The 16,340-nt window shown below is 71.6% G+C and carries 13 protein-coding genes and 1 pseudogene; 1 reads left to right on the forward strand and 13 read right to left on the reverse strand.

Annotated elements, in window-relative coordinates; all coding sequences use genetic code 11:
• Nucleotides 1-96: 96 nt before the first annotated feature.
• The 5 genes from AB0447_RS05750 to AB0447_RS05770 are packed head-to-tail and all read right to left on the reverse strand — an operon-like array spanning nucleotide 97 to nucleotide 4,543.
• The gene (locus AB0447_RS05750; RefSeq protein ID WP_366475207.1) at nucleotides 97-807 is read right to left on the reverse strand and encodes an ABC transporter ATP-binding protein; all 711 of its coding nucleotides are present in this window, start codon (nucleotides 805-807) and stop codon (nucleotides 97-99) included.
• On the reverse strand, nucleotides 804-1,565 hold the full coding sequence (locus AB0447_RS05755; protein ID WP_366475208.1) for an ABC transporter ATP-binding protein: 762 nt from the start codon (nucleotides 1,563-1,565) through the stop codon (nucleotides 804-806). Before AB0447_RS05755 ends, AB0447_RS05750 begins: the two co-directional genes overlap by 4 nt.
• Entirely contained in the window at nucleotides 1,562-2,542 is a 981-nt protein-coding gene (locus AB0447_RS05760) for a branched-chain amino acid ABC transporter permease (protein WP_366475209.1), read from the reverse strand. The genes AB0447_RS05755 and AB0447_RS05760 overlap by 4 nt, the downstream gene beginning before the upstream one ends.
• Nucleotides 2,539-3,417 carry a branched-chain amino acid ABC transporter permease gene (locus AB0447_RS05765; RefSeq protein WP_366475210.1) on the reverse strand — a complete coding sequence of 293 codons (879 nt, stop codon included), beginning with the start codon at nucleotides 3,415-3,417 and terminating at the stop codon, nucleotides 2,539-2,541. Before AB0447_RS05765 ends, AB0447_RS05760 begins: the two co-directional genes overlap by 4 nt.
• Nucleotide 3,418: 1 nt before the next feature.
• Nucleotides 3,419-4,543: an ABC transporter substrate-binding protein gene (locus tag AB0447_RS05770; protein ID WP_366475211.1), complete on the reverse strand. Its 1,125-nt coding sequence runs from the start codon at nucleotides 4,541-4,543 to the stop codon at nucleotides 3,419-3,421.
• 352 nt (nucleotides 4,544-4,895) lie between these two features.
• Here AB0447_RS05770 and AB0447_RS05775 point away from each other — a divergent pair, with 352 nt between their 5' ends.
• Complete coding sequence (locus tag AB0447_RS05775; protein ID WP_366475212.1) at nucleotides 4,896-6,527, forward strand: carboxylesterase family protein; 1,632 nt, start codon at nucleotides 4,896-4,898, stop codon at nucleotides 6,525-6,527.
• An 82-nt stretch (nucleotides 6,528-6,609) separates the two neighbouring features.
• On the opposite strand, the gene AB0447_RS05780 is transcribed toward AB0447_RS05775, so the two are convergent.
• From AB0447_RS05780 to AB0447_RS05815, 8 genes and pseudogenes are all read right to left on the reverse strand, one after another.
• Nucleotides 6,610-7,449: a PaaX family transcriptional regulator C-terminal domain-containing protein gene (locus AB0447_RS05780; RefSeq protein WP_366475213.1), complete on the reverse strand. Its 840-nt coding sequence runs from the start codon at nucleotides 7,447-7,449 to the stop codon at nucleotides 6,610-6,612.
• 81 nt (nucleotides 7,450-7,530) lie between these two features.
• Nucleotides 7,531-8,298, reverse strand: coding sequence for an Asp/Glu racemase (locus tag AB0447_RS05785; protein ID WP_366475214.1), 768 nt, complete (start codon nucleotides 8,296-8,298; stop codon nucleotides 7,531-7,533).
• A gap of 9 nt (nucleotides 8,299-8,307) precedes the next feature.
• Entirely contained in the window at nucleotides 8,308-9,213 is a 906-nt protein-coding gene (locus tag AB0447_RS05790) for a fumarylacetoacetate hydrolase family protein (protein ID WP_366475215.1), read from the reverse strand.
• Nucleotides 9,214-9,358: 145 nt separating this feature from the next.
• A complete protein-coding gene (locus AB0447_RS05795) occupies nucleotides 9,359-10,471 on the reverse strand; it encodes a cupin domain-containing protein (RefSeq protein ID WP_366475216.1) in 1,113 nt (370 codons plus the stop codon).
• A complete protein-coding gene (locus AB0447_RS05800; protein ID WP_366475217.1) occupies nucleotides 10,468-11,490 on the reverse strand; it encodes a carbon-nitrogen hydrolase family protein in 1,023 nt (340 codons plus the stop codon). The genes AB0447_RS05795 and AB0447_RS05800 overlap by 4 nt, the downstream gene beginning before the upstream one ends.
• Before the next feature lie 12 nt (nucleotides 11,491-11,502).
• The gene (locus AB0447_RS05805; RefSeq protein ID WP_366475219.1) at nucleotides 11,503-13,902 is read right to left on the reverse strand and encodes a bifunctional salicylyl-CoA 5-hydroxylase/oxidoreductase; all 2,400 of its coding nucleotides are present in this window, start codon (nucleotides 13,900-13,902) and stop codon (nucleotides 11,503-11,505) included.
• A gap of 96 nt (nucleotides 13,903-13,998) precedes the next feature.
• Nucleotides 13,999-14,496 carry an acyl-CoA thioesterase gene (locus AB0447_RS05810; RefSeq protein ID WP_366475337.1) on the reverse strand — a complete coding sequence of 166 codons (498 nt, stop codon included), beginning with the start codon at nucleotides 14,494-14,496 and terminating at the stop codon, nucleotides 13,999-14,001.
• Nucleotides 14,497-14,553: 57 nt separating this feature from the next.
• Nucleotides 14,554-16,152: pseudogene (locus tag AB0447_RS05815) on the reverse strand (AMP-binding protein); the annotation flags it as partial.
• Between the last annotated feature and the right edge of the window lie 188 nt (nucleotides 16,153-16,340).

A 16,340-nucleotide genomic window follows, 5' to 3' on the forward strand; every position in this document is an offset into this window, starting at 1 on the left:
GCGGACCGTCCGGGAACCGTGTCTCCACGAATCCATCGTCTGCCCGTCGGCGTGATGCCGCCTTCGCACGGCGCTGGGCGCCCGGCAGGGCGCCGGTCAGTCGACGCCCAGCAGACGCCGTCGGTCTTCGGGGCTGGATGCGAATTCCACGGCGTCCGCCTGGTGGACCACGCGGCCCTTCTGCATGACGGCCACGCTCTGGGCTACGGAGAGTGCCAGGCGGAGGTTCTGCTCGACGAGCAGGACGGTCATGCCTTCCGCGCCGACCTCGCGGATCACCTCACCGACCTGGTCGACGACGGAGGGGGCGAGGCCGTCGGTCGGTTCGTCCAGGAGCAGCAGGCGCGGGTTGCCCAGCAGGGCCCGGGCGATCGCGAGCATCTGCTGCTCCCCGCCGGAGAGCTGGTCACCGCGGTGGCCGAGCCGTTCCCCCAGCCGCGGCAGCAGGCTGAGGACGCGGTCCCGGGTCCATGGACCGGCTCCCGCCGGGCGGCGGGAGGCGATCGCCAGGTGCTCGGCCACCGTGAGCGGTGCGAAGACCCGGCGGCCCTGCGGGACGATGCCCACCCCGGCCCGGGCGACCACGTCGACGCGGGCTCCGGCGAGCTCCCGGCCGCCCACGGTGACGCTGCCTCCGTAGGGCCGGACGAATCCCATGACGGTCGAGACGAGGGTGGTCTTCCCGACCCCGTTGCGGCCGAGGAGTGCGAGGATGCCGCCCTCTTCGAGGTCGAGGTCCACGCCGCCCAGGACGACTCCGCCCGCGTAGCCGGAGGACAGGTCGCGCACGCTGAGATACGGCTTCACGAGGAGACCTCCATGGTGCCGAGGTAGGCGGTCTGGACTTCGGGGGACGCCCGCACCTCGTCCGGGGAGCCGGTCTTGAGGTGTCTGCCGAGGTGCATGACCGTCACCGTGTCGGCGAGTTCGAAGACCATGTCGAGATCGTGTTCGATCAGGAGTACGGTCACGTCGCCGGGCAGGGCGGCGAGCAGTCCGGTCAGTCGCGCCGTCTCCGCCGGGGACATGCCGGCGGCCGGCTCGTCCAGGAGCAGCAGCCGGGGTTCGGTGGCCAGTGCGACGGCCACCTCGAGCTGCCGCCGTTCGCCGTGGGAGAGTTCGGCCGCGGGGACCTCGTACCGGTCGGGCAGTCCCACCTGCTCCAGCAGGGTGTGTGCCCGGCCGATCGCGGAGCCCCGGGCGCTCACCTTCCGCCATCCGCCGAGGCCGGCACCGGCCGGGCGCAGGGCGGCGAGCAGCACGTTCTCCAGTACGGATGCGCGCAGGAAGAGGCTGGAGTGCTGGAAGGTGGCGGCGACTCCGAGTCCGACGCGTCGGTTCACGGGCAGCCGGGTGACGTCCCGCCCGTCGACGAGGATGGTTCCGCCTGTGGCCGGCACGGTTCCGGAGATCAGACCGAAGAGGGTCGACTTGCCGGCCCCGTTCGGGCCGATGACCGCGTGCCGTGAGCCTGCCCGCACGGACAGGGAGACCCCGTCCAGGGCCTTGAAGGATCCGAACTGCCGGGAAAGCCCGCGCAGTTCCAGGAGGTCCGGACAGGTCACGAGGCGCTCCTTCGGATCGGTCTGAGCGGGAGCCGGATGCGGAGCCGGATGCCGGCCAGTCCGCGGGGCAGTGTGTAGACGGCGATGACGAAGAGCAGGCCGAGCAGGAGCGGCCCGCGGCCGGCGACGGCTTCGAGGTTGCCGAGGTAGTCGCGGGTGAGCCAGACGAGCGCGGCGCCGGTGCAGGCTCCCTTCATCGAGCCGGATCCGCCGATGACGACGGCCAGCAACGCCAGGGCGGCCATCTCGAAGCCGGCGTCGCCGGGTGAGACGAACCGCTGCACCGACACCCACAGGGCACCGGCGGCACCGGCCACCGCGCCCGCGCCGCAGTAGACGGTCAGGGCGTATCTCCGGGTCGGGTATCCGATGGCCCGCATGCGGTCCTCGTTGTCGCGGATCCCGCGCAGGGCGAGGGCGAACGGTGTCGATTCCAGACGGGCGACGGCCGCGAAGAGCAGCAGGAACACGGCCAGGACGTAGAAGTGGACCAGTCCGTCGAGCTCCAGCGCGGGCATGCCGGGCAGCGGTACGACGGGTGGGATGCCGGAGAGGCCGTCGGTGCCGTTGGTCAGGGTCTTCCAGTTGACGGCGGCGCTGTAGACGATCTCGCCGATGGCCAGGGTCAGCATCAGGAACACCACGCCCCGGGCCCTGACGGCCAGCCATCCGGTGGGCAGGGCCACCAGCGCGGAGACGCCCGCGGCGACGAGGAGTTGCAGTATCCCGATGTCGGTGAGCCGTGTCGCCGTGATCGCCGCCGTGTACGCGCCGACGCCGAAGTAGGCCGACTGGCCGAGGGTCGGGAGGCCGGTCAGGCCGGTGAGCAGGTGCACGCTGACGGCGAGGAGGGCGAAGACCAGGATCCGAGACAGGGTGCCGACCGCGTACGGGCCGAGGACGAACGGCGCCAGGGCGAGCCCGAGGACGGCAGCAGCGGTCAGGGACCGGCGTGCGGTGGATCGTGCGGGGCTCATGTGCGCACCCCCGTCGCGACCAGGCCGTGGGGGCGGATGACGAGTACGGCCAGCATGGCGCCGAAGAGGAGGAAGGGGGCGTAGTCGGGGAGCAGGGCCACCCCGAGTGTCTGCACCTGGCCGATGAGCAGCGCTCCGGCGAGCGCGCCGCGCACCGATCCGAGGCCGCCGACGACCACGACGACGAGCGAGAGGACGAGCACGGTCTCGTCGACGCCGGGCCCGGGGCCCAGGATCGGGGCCCCGAGGACTCCGCCGACCGCGGCCAGGGCGGCGCCGGCCGCGAAGACTCCGTAGAGCACCTTGCGGACGTCGACGCCCTGGGCCCGGACCATGTCCCGGTCCGCGACGGTGGCCCGTACCAGCGCCCCGAGCGGGCTGCGTTCGAACACGAGGTACACGAGGATCGCGAGGCCGGCCGCGACGGCGATGAACACCAGCCGGTACACCGGATACGCGTGGCCCAGGAGGTTCGCCGTGCCGCGGAGGGAGGCCGGCGGGTCGGTGGGCAGCACCTCGCCGCCGAATGCCGCGGCGAGGAGGTCGGCGACGATGAACGAGATGCCGAGCGTCAGCACGGCCTGGTCGAGGTGTCCGCGCCGGGCCAGGGGCTGGGTGAGGAACGTCAGTGCCGCTCCGCCCAGGGTGCCCACCAGGGCCCCGGCCGCCAGGGCGAGAAGCAGGCCGGGCAGGCTTCCGTCGGACAGCGCGTAGGCGAGGTAGGCGCCGCCGAGGTAGAGGCTGCCGTGGGCCAGGTTGAGCACGTCCATCATGCCGAAGACCAGGGAGAGGCCGACGGCGATCGTGAACAGCAGCAGACCGAAGGCGATCCCGTCGATGACGCTGACGAGGTTGCCGTCCAACCATCCGGTCATCTCAGCCTCCCAGCCGGCCGAGCTCGGAGGTGACGGTGTTGGCCCCCTGCTTGACCTCGCGCAGGTACCAGGGCTGGACCGGGGTGCCCTCGTCGTTGAACCGCCAGCTGCCACGCGGGCTGTCGATGTTCCCCACCTCGGCGATGGCGGCGTTGACCGATTCCGCGGTCACCTCCGTGCCGGCCGCCTTGATCGCCTTGTCGAGGACCTGCGCCGCGTCCCATGAGGCCATCGCATAGGTGGTCGGGTCCGTTCCGTAGGCCGAGCGGTACGCCGGCGCGAACGCCTTGTTGGCCGGGTTGTCCAGGTCGGCGCTGTAGTTGAGCGCGGTGAGGATGCCGTCGGCGGCCTCGCCCTGCCCCTTGAGCACGCCGCCCTCGGTGAGGAAGCCGGGCGCGTAGAGCGGGACCTTGCCGGCCAGTCCGAAGTCCCGGTACTGCTTGACGAAGTCGACGGCCGCGCCGCCGGCGTAGAAGCAGAAGACGGCCTTCGCTCCGGACCGCTGGATCTGCGCGAGGTAGGGCTGGAAGTTCTTGGTGCCGGGGAACGGCGTGTAGACCTCCTTCCCCGCGATCTTGCCTCCCGCGGGGAGGAAGGTGGACTTGAAGCCTTCGATCTCGTCCTTGCCCGCCTGGTAGCCGGCGGCGATCAGGAAGACCGGGCCGCCGGCCTCGGCGGCGACGTGCCGGCCCAGCGCCTTGCCCGGTTCGTCGTTGACGTACGAGGTCCGCCACACGTACGTGGAGCCGGTCAGGGTCGTCGGCGAGGCGTTCGATCCGACGAGCGGGACCTTGCTGGTCTCGAAGAGGTCCTTGACCCCGTTGATGGTCGCCGAGCTCACCACCCCGCTCACCGCCAGCACCCGGTCCTGCTTGACCAGCTTCTCCGCCGCCGCCTTGCCGGAGTCGGCCGTCTCCCCCTCGTCGGCGACCACGATCTGCACCTCGCGGCCGCCGAGCCGGCCGCCGTGCTGTTCGACGTAGAGCTCGAAGCCCTGCTTCAGGTCGTCGCCGAGCGCCTTGTAGCTCCCGGACTGCGGGACGAGGAGCCCGATCTTCAAGGGCCCGCTCTGCCGGTTGCCGTCGCCGGTCCCGAGGCTGGCGCCACCGCATGCGGTGGCGAACACGAGGGCCGTTGTGACGGTGATCAGACCAACGGGACGAAACCGACCTGCCATGGGGACTCCGTACGGTGTCAGCCGGCCGGGAGGGCCGGATCTCGCTGATGGGGGTTGCATGGAGGGGGGTCCGCCGACCGCCGACCGCGTCGTCGAGCTCCTGGCCGCGTGCGGGCCGGCTCGGTGATGACACGTGTCTATCGCGCAGTTTCGACGCTCGTCAATAGTTCGCAACAAAATCGGGAGAGCGAGCCCCTCACCCCTTGACCCCGGGTGAAATATAGAGCTTCACTAGCGCTCGTCAAATTCACGCGATGCCGTACGGACGACGGCCACTTGACCAGTCAGGGAGTGAAGCACCATGACGAACGATCCGACGCGGCGCAAAGTCCTCAAGAACGGCGGGGGGCTGGCCGGTGCCGCGTTCCTCGCCGGTATGGCGGGCGACCACGTGGCGCAGGCGGCCGCGCGGGCGGTCCCGCAGGGGGACGGCACCGCACCCGTGGTGGAACTGCGCGCGGGCAGGCTGCGCGGGGTCACGGAGGGCGGGCTCGCCGTGTTCAAGGGCATCCCCTACGCGGCGCCTCCGGTCGGCCCCCTCCGCTGGCGGCCGGCCGAGCCCCACCCCGGCTGGCAGGGCACGCGCGAGGCCACCGCATTCGGGCCGAGCGCGCCCCAGCCCTACCGGGAAGGCGGCGACCAGGTGCTCGGAACGCACGGCTCGCCACCCTTCGACGAGGACTGCCTCACGCTCAACGTCTGGACGCCGGCACCCGACGCGGCCAAGCGGCCGGTGATGGTGTGGATCCACGGCGGCGGCTTCATCTCCGGTTCGGGCTCGCTGCCCAACTACTCCGGCGAAACCTTCGCACGCAACGGCGACCTCGTCGTCGTGACCGTCAACTACCGCCTCGGACCGTTGGGTTACCTCTACTTCGGAGAGGACGGCGCCGACGGAAACTTCTGGCTGACCGACCAGCTCGCAGCGCTGCGCTGGGTACGGGACAACATCACCGCGTTCGGCGGGGATCCGGACGACATCACCGTGGCCGGCCAGTCCGGCGGCGCGTTCTCGACGGCCGCCCTCGCCGGCGCCCGCAGCAAGGGCCGCCCGCTGTTCAAGCGCGCCATCCTGCAGAGCCCGCCGCTGGGTCTGCGGATCCCCACCCGCGCCGAATCACTCCAGCGCACCGCCGCCTTCCTGGAGATCGTCGGGGCCGAGGACGTCGCGGAGCTGCGGGCCGTCCCCTGGCCGCGCCTGATCGCCGCCACCTTCCAGATGTTCGGACGCACCGCCCGCTGGGGTTACTGGTCGACCCCGTTCCTGCCGGTCCTCGACGAGGTCACGCTGGACCGCAACCCCGCGGACCTGCTGCTCAGCGGCCCCGGAGCCGACATCGACGTCCTGATCGGCTGGACCAGGGAAGAGGCCAACTTCGCCTTCGGACTCGACGAGGCGTACGCCGCGGCGACCAAGGACCAGGTGCTCGCACGGGCACGGGACACCTTCGGGAACCGGGCGGCCGAGGTCTACGCCGCGTACGAAGGGGCCCGGCCGGGCGCCCGGCCGGCCGACGTGCTGATGGACATCATCTCGGACGACCTGTTCCGCATGCCGGCCCTGGCCCTGGCCGAGCGGCGGGCGGTGCGCGGGCGTCCCGTCTGGGCGTACCAGTTCGACCTCCCCACGCCCGCGCACAACGGCCGGCTGGGTGCGGCCCACTGCCTGGAGCTGCCGTTCACGTTCGACAACTTCGACAAGTGGTCCCGGGCGCCGTTCCTGACGGGGCTCGACCCCCGGATCCGTGACGGTCTCGCCGCGACCGTGCACGCCTCCTGGATCTCCTTCATCCGCACCGGCGACCCCAACCACCACGCCATGCCGCGCTGGGACCGCTACGACCGGGACTCCCGTACGACGATGAGCCTGGATTCCGTCACCACCGCCACCGACGACCTCGCCGGCCACTGGCGCCGCCTGCACCGCATATGACCTCGCCTGCACGGACCGCCCGTCCCTGACACCACACGGAACCGCCCTTCGTCCCCGGGACCCCCGGGGACGAAGGGCGGTTCTACGCGTCCGGCGCCGCCTCTGCCAGGCCGGTGACCTGCTGTACGTGCCGCAGGCTCGGCAGGGCGAGCACCTCGTGGAGCTGCTGGAAGGTCTGGCGCGCGGCGACCGCGTTCCAGTCGGCGGGCAGCAGCTCGGTGGGCAGGCCGGGGTCCAGGTAGGGCAGCCGGCGCCACTGGGTGAGCATCGGGACGTAACGGCGGAACGCTTCGCTGCCGTCCGTCTCCCGCTGCCCGGCACATTCCGCGGCGAGGGGGCCGTACTCACGGGTGAACGCGGCGTACTGCTCCTGGATCGCCGGGAAGTCCCACCAGGAACTGACCGTTCCGGGCAGGTCGCTGAAGGCCGCGTAGTCCGCGGCGAAGAGATGCACGTAGTCGCTCAGTCCGCGGCGGACGAGCATGTCGCGGGCGTCACCGAGGAGGCGGCCCGGCGCCAGCCACACCCCCGGGGCGATGTTCCCGAATCCCATCCAGGCCAGCCGGGTGCGCAGCTGGTAGCGGTACGACCGCTCGGACTCCGGTACGGAGAAGACCGCCATCGCCCAGCCGTCGCTCAACTTCGCGGGTTCCAGGCTGCCGAAGATGCGCCGGTCGCCCTCGTCGAAGACGGGTTGCGCGGCTTCGCCGAGCCGGTAGCCGGTGGCGTCCCGGCGCTCCGGTTCGAGCACGCCCTTCTTCTTGAGCCGGGAGATCGCAGAGCGCGCCGCCGGGCCGTCGACGTCCAGTTCGGACATCAGGGTGATCAGGTCGGCGACGGAGATCCATCCGCCGAGGCGTCGCAGGAACGCTCCGTAGACCGTGTTGATCAAAGAACTGGGCCGGGTGGGAGTGTCCGCCATGATCGCCTTCCGTCGGATGCGGTCGCGATCCTACCCAGCGGCGCGGACGGGGGGTCCTCCCGGCTCAGGGTCGTGCCCGGGTCACGCGTAGGCGCCGGACAGGAGGTGGCCCGCCCCGGGGGCCACCGCCGGGAGGTCCAGCGTGCGCAGCATCTGGTGGGCCGTGCACACGGCTGCCGAGACGACGGGCTTGCCGAGGAGCTGTTCCGCTTCCCCGATGGCGCCCAGGGAGGGCATCTGGACGCAGGCGGAGAGCACCACGGCCTCGGCGCCGCTGTGGTCCAGGGCCTTGGCGAGCCCGGGGAGGCGCGCGGGGTCGTGGGCCGCGACGTCGAGGTTGTCGGGGATCTCCAGGGCCGTGTAGTCGAGGACCTCGATGCCCTCGTGGGTGAGGTAGTCGACGACCGTCTCGGTCAGCGGGCGCATGTAGGGGGCGATCAGGGCGATCTTCTTCGCGCCGAGGGTGTTCAGGCCGTGGACGAGGGCGCCGGCGCTGGTCACGACGGGGGCGGGAGCTCCGTTTTCCACGGTGCGCGCGTGCAGCCGTTCCTCCGAGGTGCGGTGGTAGCCGAGCCCCATGCTCATGATGGCCACCAGGCAGGCGTAGCCGAGTACGTCCACGTGCGCGTCGGAGAGTTCGACGGCGCAGCGGTCGGAGTCCGCGTCCATGGCCTTGAGTTGCTCGGGGGTGACGTGGGTCATGCGCATCCGGCTGGAGTGGAAGGTGAAGCGTTCCGGCGCGATGGCCTCGCGGGCGCGCAGGATCGCCGGCACCTCGGTCTCCATGGTGACGTTGGAGCTCGGAACGATCTGGCCGATGCGGTAGGTGCGGTGGGTGCGGTCGGACATGGTCGCTCCTCAGCGGGCGTCGACGACGGGGTTGGCCAGCGTGCCGATGCCTTCGACGGTCGCCTCGACGGTGTCGCCGGGCCGGAGGAACTCCGGCGGGACCATGCCGGCTCCGACACCGGCGGGCGATCCGGTCGCGATGACGTCTCCCGGTTCCAGTGTGACACCGGAGGAGATGTCGGAGATGAGACGGGCGATGGGGAAGAGCATGTGCCGGGTGTTGGACTTCTGCTTGGTGACCCCGTTGACGCGCAGCGAGAGGTCGAGTGCCATGGGGTCGGCGATCTCGTCCGCGGTGACGACGGCGGGGCCGAAGGGCGCGTACGAGTCCTGGCCCTTGGAGAAGAACCACTGGCCGGAGCGGCGCTGGTCGCGGGCGCTGATGTCGTTGACGATGCTGTAGCCGAAGACGTGGTCGTACGCGTCCTCCTCCCTGACCCGGAAGGCGGTGCGGCCGATGACGACGGCGAGTTCGCACTCCCAGTCCAGCTGGGCCGTCAGGTCCGCGTTGTGCAGGATCGGCGCGCCGGGGCCGGTGACCGCGGTGGCGGGCTTGCTGAAGAGGACCGGGCGGGTGGGCCGCTCCTTGTCGGTGTCGAGGCTGCGGCTGGATTCCTCCACGTGCTCGACGTAGTTCAGCCCGACACCGATGATCTTGCCGGGGCGCAGCGGGGCCCGCAGGGACACGTCGTCAATGTGGTGCACGGCTTCGGCGGGCCGGGCCGCGGGACCGCCGGCCAGCAGGCGGGCGGCAGTGGTCCGGGCGGCCGCGCCCGCCCGGATGAACGACATCAGGTCCGGGGGCAGGTGGGTGCCCGCCCGGTCGGCGAGGACGGCGAGGTCGACCACGTGGTCCCCGTCCTGTGCCGCGAGGCGGTGGGGCGAGTCGCCGCGCGTGTAGGTGACCAGTCGCATGGGTGCTCCTTGGGTGGGGATGGGGGTGGGGCTCTTCCGGAAACGGTGTGGCACTCCGCCGGGCCGGCGCCGGTGTCAGGGCCGGCGGCCGCCGGCCCGGCGGAGCGGTTCGGGGGGTGTCCGGCGGATCAGGGCCGGACAACCGCTAAGCGGTGGGCTGGTGCCCGCCGTTGTCGGTGTACGCCTCTTCGCGGTGGAAGCCGAGGGAGCGCATCACGGGGAAGTCGTTGAAGGAGAACAGGCAGGCGTCCTCGGTCCCGTCGAGGTTGCGGTGCTCGTGCCAGGCCCAGGAGGGGACGCAGAAGATGTCGCCCTTCTGCCACTCGAAGCGCTGCCCGGCGATCACGGAGACACCCCGCCCCTTGGCGGCGGTGTAGATGACCGAGCCGGTGTGGCGGTGCGCCAGGGTGGCCTGTCCGGGGCGCAGGAGCTGCATGTGGGCGCCCATGGTGGGCATGACCGAGCCGCCGGTGACCGGGTTGGTGTATTCGGCGATCACGCCGTCGTACGGGGATCCGTCCGTGGCCTCGGCCAGGTTCTGCAGGGCCTCGTAGGTGGGCTCCCACGGGAAGGCCAGCAGCGGCGAATAGGGCCGCGTCCACTTCTCGACGCCGTGGGGCAGGAGGTTCGCCCCGTAGGTCAGCAGCGAGGAGTTGATCACCTTGCCGGGGGTCTGGTACAGCTCGGGGTGGACCTCGTAGAACCCGGCGTCCAGTGCGTTGACCAGGGGTATGTCGAGGCCGTCCTGCCAGATGACGGGGGCGTCGTCGGATTCGTTGCCGTGCTCGTGCCAGGTGCCGTTCGGGGTGATGGCGAAGTCGCCGGGGCCCACCTTCAGCTTCTGGCCGTCGACGATGGTCCAGGCGCCGGTGCCCTCCTGGACGAAGCGCAGCGCGGCGGCCTGGTGGCGGTGGGCGGTCATGGCCTCGCCGGGGCCCATGATCTGCAGGCCGGTGTAGAGGAGCCCGGCGGCGGCGCTGACGTCCTTGCGGCCGGGGTTGACGAGCATCACGACGCGACGGCCGGCGTCGTCGGCCTTGACGAGGTCGAGGGCCTTGCGGACCAGCGGGCGCAGTTCCTCGTAGCGCCACAGCACGGGTACGGACCTGGGCTGCGGGTACCAGGGCTCGATGTCGTTGGCCACGGTCCACAGGGCGCCTGCTTCGAGCTCGGCGAGTTCCCCGTAGTAGGCGGTGAGTTCGGGGCTGTCGGTGACCCGTGCACGGCCCAGTCGGCTGTCGTCGTGCTCGGTGGTCATGAGTCCTCCTCGGGGGTGGCGGGGGTGGCGGGGGTGGCAGGAGTGGCCGGGTGCACGGGAGCGGTGAAGGTGACCGGTGTGCGGGGGCGGTTGTCGACGTGGAGCCGGAAGACGTCGAAGCGGTTGTAGTGGCCGACGATGTCGTGCATCTGCTTGGGCTGGATGCAGCGCGCCAGGTCGATCTCGGCGAGGACGATGCCCTCGTCGTCGATCAGCGGCTCGGTGACGGGCCGCCCGTCGGGGCCGAAGATCCCGGAGAGGGCGCTGCGGGGGCGGGCGAGCATGCGCCGTACGTCCTCGTCCTCGCCGGCGATGGTGTCCACCATCTCGGGTGAGATCGTCGAACAGGCCACCACGGAGAAGACCTTGCCCTCGAAGCTGTGGGCGGCGGTGCGCAGGGCGATGGCGTCGGCCATGTCGTAGTCCGCCGGCGCCACCGGCAGGGCGATGTAGGCGGAGGCGTGCACCAGCTCGCCCTGGGCGAGCAGGGTGAAGCGGGCCAGCGTGTTGGTGTTCTCGCCGCAGGCGAGCACACCGAGCGGTCCCACGGGCGTGTGGTGGACCTTCAGGGAGCTGCCGTCACCGCCGGTCCAGGTGAGCTTCTCCGCCCATGTGGGGACCAGCTTGCGGTGGACTCCCAGGAGTTCCCCGTCCGCGCCGATGGTGAGCAGGGTGTTGTAGAGGACGCCGAGACTGTGCGGGGCGCGTTCGTTGACGCCCATGACGAGGACGACGCCGTACTGGCGGGCGGCGGCGCGCAGCGCGTCCACGTGGGGGCCCGGTACGTCGATGGACGCGCGGTGGAGGCGCTCGAACCAGGGTGAGCCCTGGACGGGGTTCATCGTCCAGTTCCAGTAGGGGTAGCCGGCGACGAACACCTCGGGGAAGACGACCAGTTCGGCACCGCCCGCCGATGCCTGTGCGATCAGCCCGATCGCCTTGTCGACGGTCGCCGCGGCGTCCAGGTACACGGGGGCGGCCTGCACGGCCGCGGCGGTGAAGCGTGGCAGATGGTCCATCGGTTCTCCAGATCAGCGGGACGATGCGGCGGCACGGGCCCGGTCGTGCGGGAGCCAGCGCTGGTGCACGGGTGCGGCGGGCCGGCGGAGCAGGTGGAGGCGGGGCGGGACCCGGTCGGTGCGCGCGCCCGGGGGGCGACGGCTGCCCGCCTTCCAGGAGGCCGGCCACGGCGCCGCCGGGCCGCTGTAGCCCTGTGCGGCCGCGGCGTGCAGGGTCCACAGGGGGTCGTGGAGCTGGGCCCGGCCGACGGCGACGAGGTCGGCCCGGCCGGCCAGGATGATCGAGTTCACGTCGTCGTACGTCGATATGGCGCCGACGGCGATCACGGGGATGCCGGTGGCGTTGCGGATGAGGTCGGCGTACGGCGTCTGGTAGCTGCGCCCGTAGCGGGGCCGTTCATGGGCGACGACCTCGCCGGTGGAGACGTCGACCGCGTCGGCACCGGCCTCGGCGAGGGCGCGGGCGATCTCCACCGCGTCGGCTTCGCCGGTTCCGCCCTCGGCCCAGTCCGCGGCCGAGATGCGGACCACGAGCGCCTTTCCCCCGGGCCAGACGGCCCGGACCGCCCGCAGCACTTCCAGCGGGAAGCGCAGCCGGCCGGCCAGGCTTCCGCCGTAGGCGTCGGTCCGTACATTGGTCAGCGGCGACAGGAAACCGGACATCAGGTGGCCGTGGCCGTACTGGAGTTCCAGTACGTCGAAGCCGGCCCGGTGGGCGCGCTCGGCCGCGGCGACGAAGTCGCTCGCGATGTCGTCCATGTCCCGGCGGTCCGCCTCCCTCGGGACGGCGGAGCCCTCGCCCCAGGCGATCGGGGAGGCGGCGACCAGCGGCCATGCGCCGATGTCCAGCGGTACGGACCTGCCGTCGGGCCTCGGTATGCCGGTGGCCGCGCGGCGGCCGGCGTGGGTGAGCTGGATGCCCAGGCAGGCGTCCGACTGGCCGTGGACGAAGTCGGTGATCCGCCGCCAGGCGGCCTCCTGCCCGTCCGTGTACAGGCCGGGGCAGCCGGGGGTGGCCCGGCCGTCCGCACTGACCGCGGTCATTCCGGCGAGGACCAGGCCGGAGCCGCCCATGGCCCGGGTGCTCAGGTGGACGAGTTCGAAGTCGCCGGGGAGCCCGTCCCGAGCGGTGTACAGCGCGGTGGGCGGTGCGACCACGCGGTTGCGCAGGCGCAGACCGCCCAGCCGGAACGGGCGGAACATGGGCGGGGCGGCCGCCGCGCCGGCGCCGGGCCGGGGGGCGGCGAGAGCGCTGTCGACGGCATGCCAGGAGTCGACCGCGGTGGTGAACCGCTCGTCGCGCACCCGCAGGTTGTCGTAGGTGACGCGGCGGCTGCGGGTGAGGAGGTTGAAGGCGAACTGAGGGGGCTGCTGGGCGGTGTAGAGGCCGATGTTCTCGAACCATTCGAGGCTTGCCTGGGCCGCGCGCTGGGTGGATTCGACGACCGGTCTGCGCTCGCTCTCGTACGCGGCGAGGGCGGCGGGCACGTCCGGGTTCTCGTGCAGGCAGGCGGCCAGCGCCAGGGCGTCCTCCATGGCCAGCTTGGTGCCGGAGCCGATGGAGAAGTGGGCGGTGTGCGCGGCGTCCCCGAGCAGGACGACGTTGCCGTGGTGCCAGGAGGCGTTGCGCACGGTGGTGAAGCGGATCCAGCGGGACTGGTTGGGGATCAGGCGGTGGCCGTCGAGGTGGTCGGCGAGGATCTCCTCGCACCGCCGCACGCTCTCCTCGTCGCTCTCGCCGCGTGCGAACTCCCGGTCGGCGAAGGCGGCGAAGCCCGCCCGCCGCCAGTCGGCCTCGGCGATCTCCACGATGAACGTGCTGCACGTGTCGTTGTACGGGTAGGCGTGCACCTGGATGCTGCCGAAGTCCCGCTTCTCGACGATGAAGGTGAACGCCTCGAAGACGCGGTCGGTGGACAGCCACATGTAGCGGCAGTGCCGTTCGTCCAGGTCCGGGCGGAAGCTGGCGGCATGGGTCTCGCGGGTCGCCGAGCGGATCCCGTCGGCGGCGACGACCAGGTCGTAGTCGGCGGAGAGTTCCTCGACGGGCGGCGCCTGGGTGCTGTAGCGCACGTCCACTCCTAGCTCCGCGCAGCGCTCCTGGAGGATTTCCCGCAGCCGGTTGCGGTCCAGGGCGGCGAAGCCGTGCCCGCCGGAGACGTGGACCTCGCCGCCGTAGCGGACGTCGATGTCGCTCCACCGGGCGAACTCCGCGGACATGGCGGCGAAGACGGCGGGATCGGCCTGTGCGATCCCGTCCAGCGTCTCGTCGGAGAAGACGACGCCGAAGCCGAACGCGTCGTCGCGGGCGTTGCGCTCCCAGACCGTGATCTCCCACTCCGGTGAGAGCTGCTGGGCCAGGGCCGCGAAGTACAGCCCGCCGGGCCCTCCTCCGATGACTGCTACACGCACGGTGTTCCTCCTAGTGGTTCCGGAAGCAGACTATGTCGCAGATTTGGCGATCATCAATAATGCGACACATCATGCAGGGGGCGCTTCCGCGCCCGGTCACGCGAAGAGTTCGGGGGCCTGGGGGCCGGCCTTGGTGAGGACCTCCCGCACGTCGTCGGGCCAGGCCGTGGTCGCGGTGGCGCGGGCGGCCGAGTGGGCGACGACCATGCGGCCGCTGGCGGCCGCCTCCTCCCCCTCGCCGTGGACGGTGAAGGCGTAGTGGAGGGAACTGGCCCCGACCTTGGTGACCTTCAGTTCGGTACGGACGGTCTCGCCGAACCAGAGCCGGGCCCGGTAGTCGGCCTCGAAGTGGACCCGCGGCGTACTGCCGAAGAGATGCGCGAGCCCCAGCCGCCGCAGCAGGACGGCCTCGGCCGCCTCGACCCAGCGCACCACGGTGGAGTGGTGATAGTGGCCGGCCGCGTCCGTGTCGGGCCATTCGACGCGCCGCTCCACGACGACGCTGGGCAGGTTCCGGGCACAATCCCCGGGGCTTCCGGCGGCACAGCTGTCCGTGGGCGCGGGGGCCGCCCGCCGCAGGCCGGCGGTGTCCACGGTCGGGCCTTTCGCGTCGGCGGCCGGCCGGGAGGCCGGGGCGGAGCGGGCGAGCCTGCGCAGCTCGGCGCGCCGGAGCTTCCCGGTGCCCGTGCGCGGCAGTTCGGTGACGAACTCGACGGCACGGGGGTACTTGTAGGGAGCGACGGTCCGCTTGACGTGGTCCTGGAGCTCCTTGACGGTGGCCCCGTCGGCGGCGACACCGGGGCGCAGGACCACGTACGCCTTGACGAGCATTCCGCGCTTCTCGTCCGGGGCGCCGACCACACCGCATTCCTCGACGGAAGGGTGGGTGCCGAGGGCCTTCTCGACCTCGGGGCCGGCGATGTTGTACCCGGAGGAGACGATCATGTCGTCACTGCGGGCCACATACCAGAAGTAGCCGTCGGAGTCCCTGATGTAGGTGTCGCCGGTGATGTTCCAGCCGTCCCTGACGTACGCGCTCTGACGCGGATCGTCCATGTACCGGCAGCCCGTGGGGCCCGTGACGGCGAGGAGGCCGGGCCGCCCGTCGGGAACCGGCTCGCCCGCCTCGTCGACCACGCGGGCCCGGTACCCGGGGACGGGCCGGCCCGTGGCGCCGGGACGCATCGCGTCGTCCGCCGCCGAAATGAACACGTGGAGCATCTCGGTGGCGCCGATGCCGTCGATGATGCGCAGCCCGGTGGCGGCACGGAACTCTTCCCACACGGCCGCCGGCAGCGCCTCGCCGGCGGACACGCAGCGGCGCAGCCCGGACAGTTTCCGTGCCGCACCGGCCGCCATGATCGCCCGGTAGGCGGTGGGGGCCGTGAAGAGCACGGTGACGCCGTGCTCCGCCACCAGCTCGGCCAGTTGCTCCGGACCGGCCTGCTCGATCAGCAAGGTCGCCGCACCCGCGTGCAGGGGGAAGACCACCAGCCCGCCGAGCCCGAAGGTGAAGGCCAGCGGCGGGGTTCCGGTGAACACGTCGTCCGGGCGGGGCCCCAGGACGTGGCGGGAGAAGGTGTCGGCGATGGCCAGGACGTCGCGGTGGAAGTGCAGGGTCGCCTTCGGGCGGCCGGTCGTTCCCGAGGTGAAGCCGATCAGGGCCACGTCGTCGGCCGCGGTGGCGACGTTGGAGATCCGCCCGTCCTTGGCGGCGCAGCGCGCGACGAGGTCCTTCTCGCCGGAGCCGCCGTAGGCCAGCACGGCCACGCCAGGCGCATCGGCGGCCGTGAGCTCGTCGAGATGGCGGTGGTCGCACACCGCGACGGCCGGCCGGCTGATCTCGCACAGCTCCGCGAGCTCGCCGGCCCGCAGCAGCGGCATGGTGGTGACGCACACACCGCCGGCCTTGAGGACGCCGAACCAAGCGGCCACCAGCCAGGGGTTGTTGGGGCCGCGCAGCAGGACCCGGTTACCGGGGACGAGGCCGAAGTCCTCGGTGAGCACCTGGGCGACCTGGTTGGCGCGTTCGAGCAGCTCACCGTAGGTCCACTGGCCCGCGGGAGTCAGCAGACAGGGCCGGTCGGCCCCCCAGCGTCCCACGGCGTCGTCGAGCAGCCGCTCGGCGCAGTTGAGGCGGTCGGGGTAGCGCAACTCCGGGAGATCGAAGTGCAGTTCGGGCCACAGCGCGAAGGGTGGCAGTCGGTCACGACAGAACGAGTCCACATGAGCAGACGGGGAGAGCTCCATGGGGCGGCACCTCAATCTCGGGGCAGCGGGGGGAGTGGAGCAAGTATCTCGCAAAACTTGCGATCGTCAATAATGCGCAACAACCTCTTGGACGGCCTTGTTACACGTGTAACATGCTAGGCATCTCGCGCGCAGACGTGCCAGCTTTCGGACAAACGTCACGAATGCCCAGTTTCGATCGACTCCGA

Source organism: Streptomyces sp. NPDC051211 (assembly GCF_040689505.1).
Taxonomy (GTDB): Bacteria; Actinomycetota; Actinomycetes; order Streptomycetales; family Streptomycetaceae; genus Streptomyces.

Coding starts and splice junctions, on each gene's coding strand:
- AB0447_RS05760 (WP_366475209.1), bottom strand. CDS start 2,542: ATGAGCCCCGCACGATCCACCGCACGCCGGTCCCTGACCGCTGCTGCC.
- AB0447_RS05800 (WP_366475217.1), bottom strand. CDS start 11,490: ATGGACCATCTGCCACGCTTCACCGCCGCGGCCGTGCAGGCCGCCCCC.
- AB0447_RS05785 (WP_366475214.1), bottom strand. CDS start 8,298: ATGTCCGACCGCACCCACCGCACCTACCGCATCGGCCAGATCGTTCCG.
- AB0447_RS05780 (WP_366475213.1), bottom strand. CDS start 7,449: ATGGCGGACACTCCCACCCGGCCCAGTTCTTTGATCAACACGGTCTAC.
- AB0447_RS05765 (WP_366475210.1), bottom strand. CDS start 3,417: ATGACCGGATGGTTGGACGGCAACCTCGTCAGCGTCATCGACGGGATC.
- AB0447_RS05775 (WP_366475212.1), top strand. CDS start 4,896: ATGACGAACGATCCGACGCGGCGCAAAGTCCTCAAGAACGGCGGGGGG.
- AB0447_RS05790 (WP_366475215.1), bottom strand. CDS start 9,213: ATGCGACTGGTCACCTACACGCGCGGCGACTCGCCCCACCGCCTCGCG.
- AB0447_RS05795 (WP_366475216.1), bottom strand. CDS start 10,471: ATGACCACCGAGCACGACGACAGCCGACTGGGCCGTGCACGGGTCACC.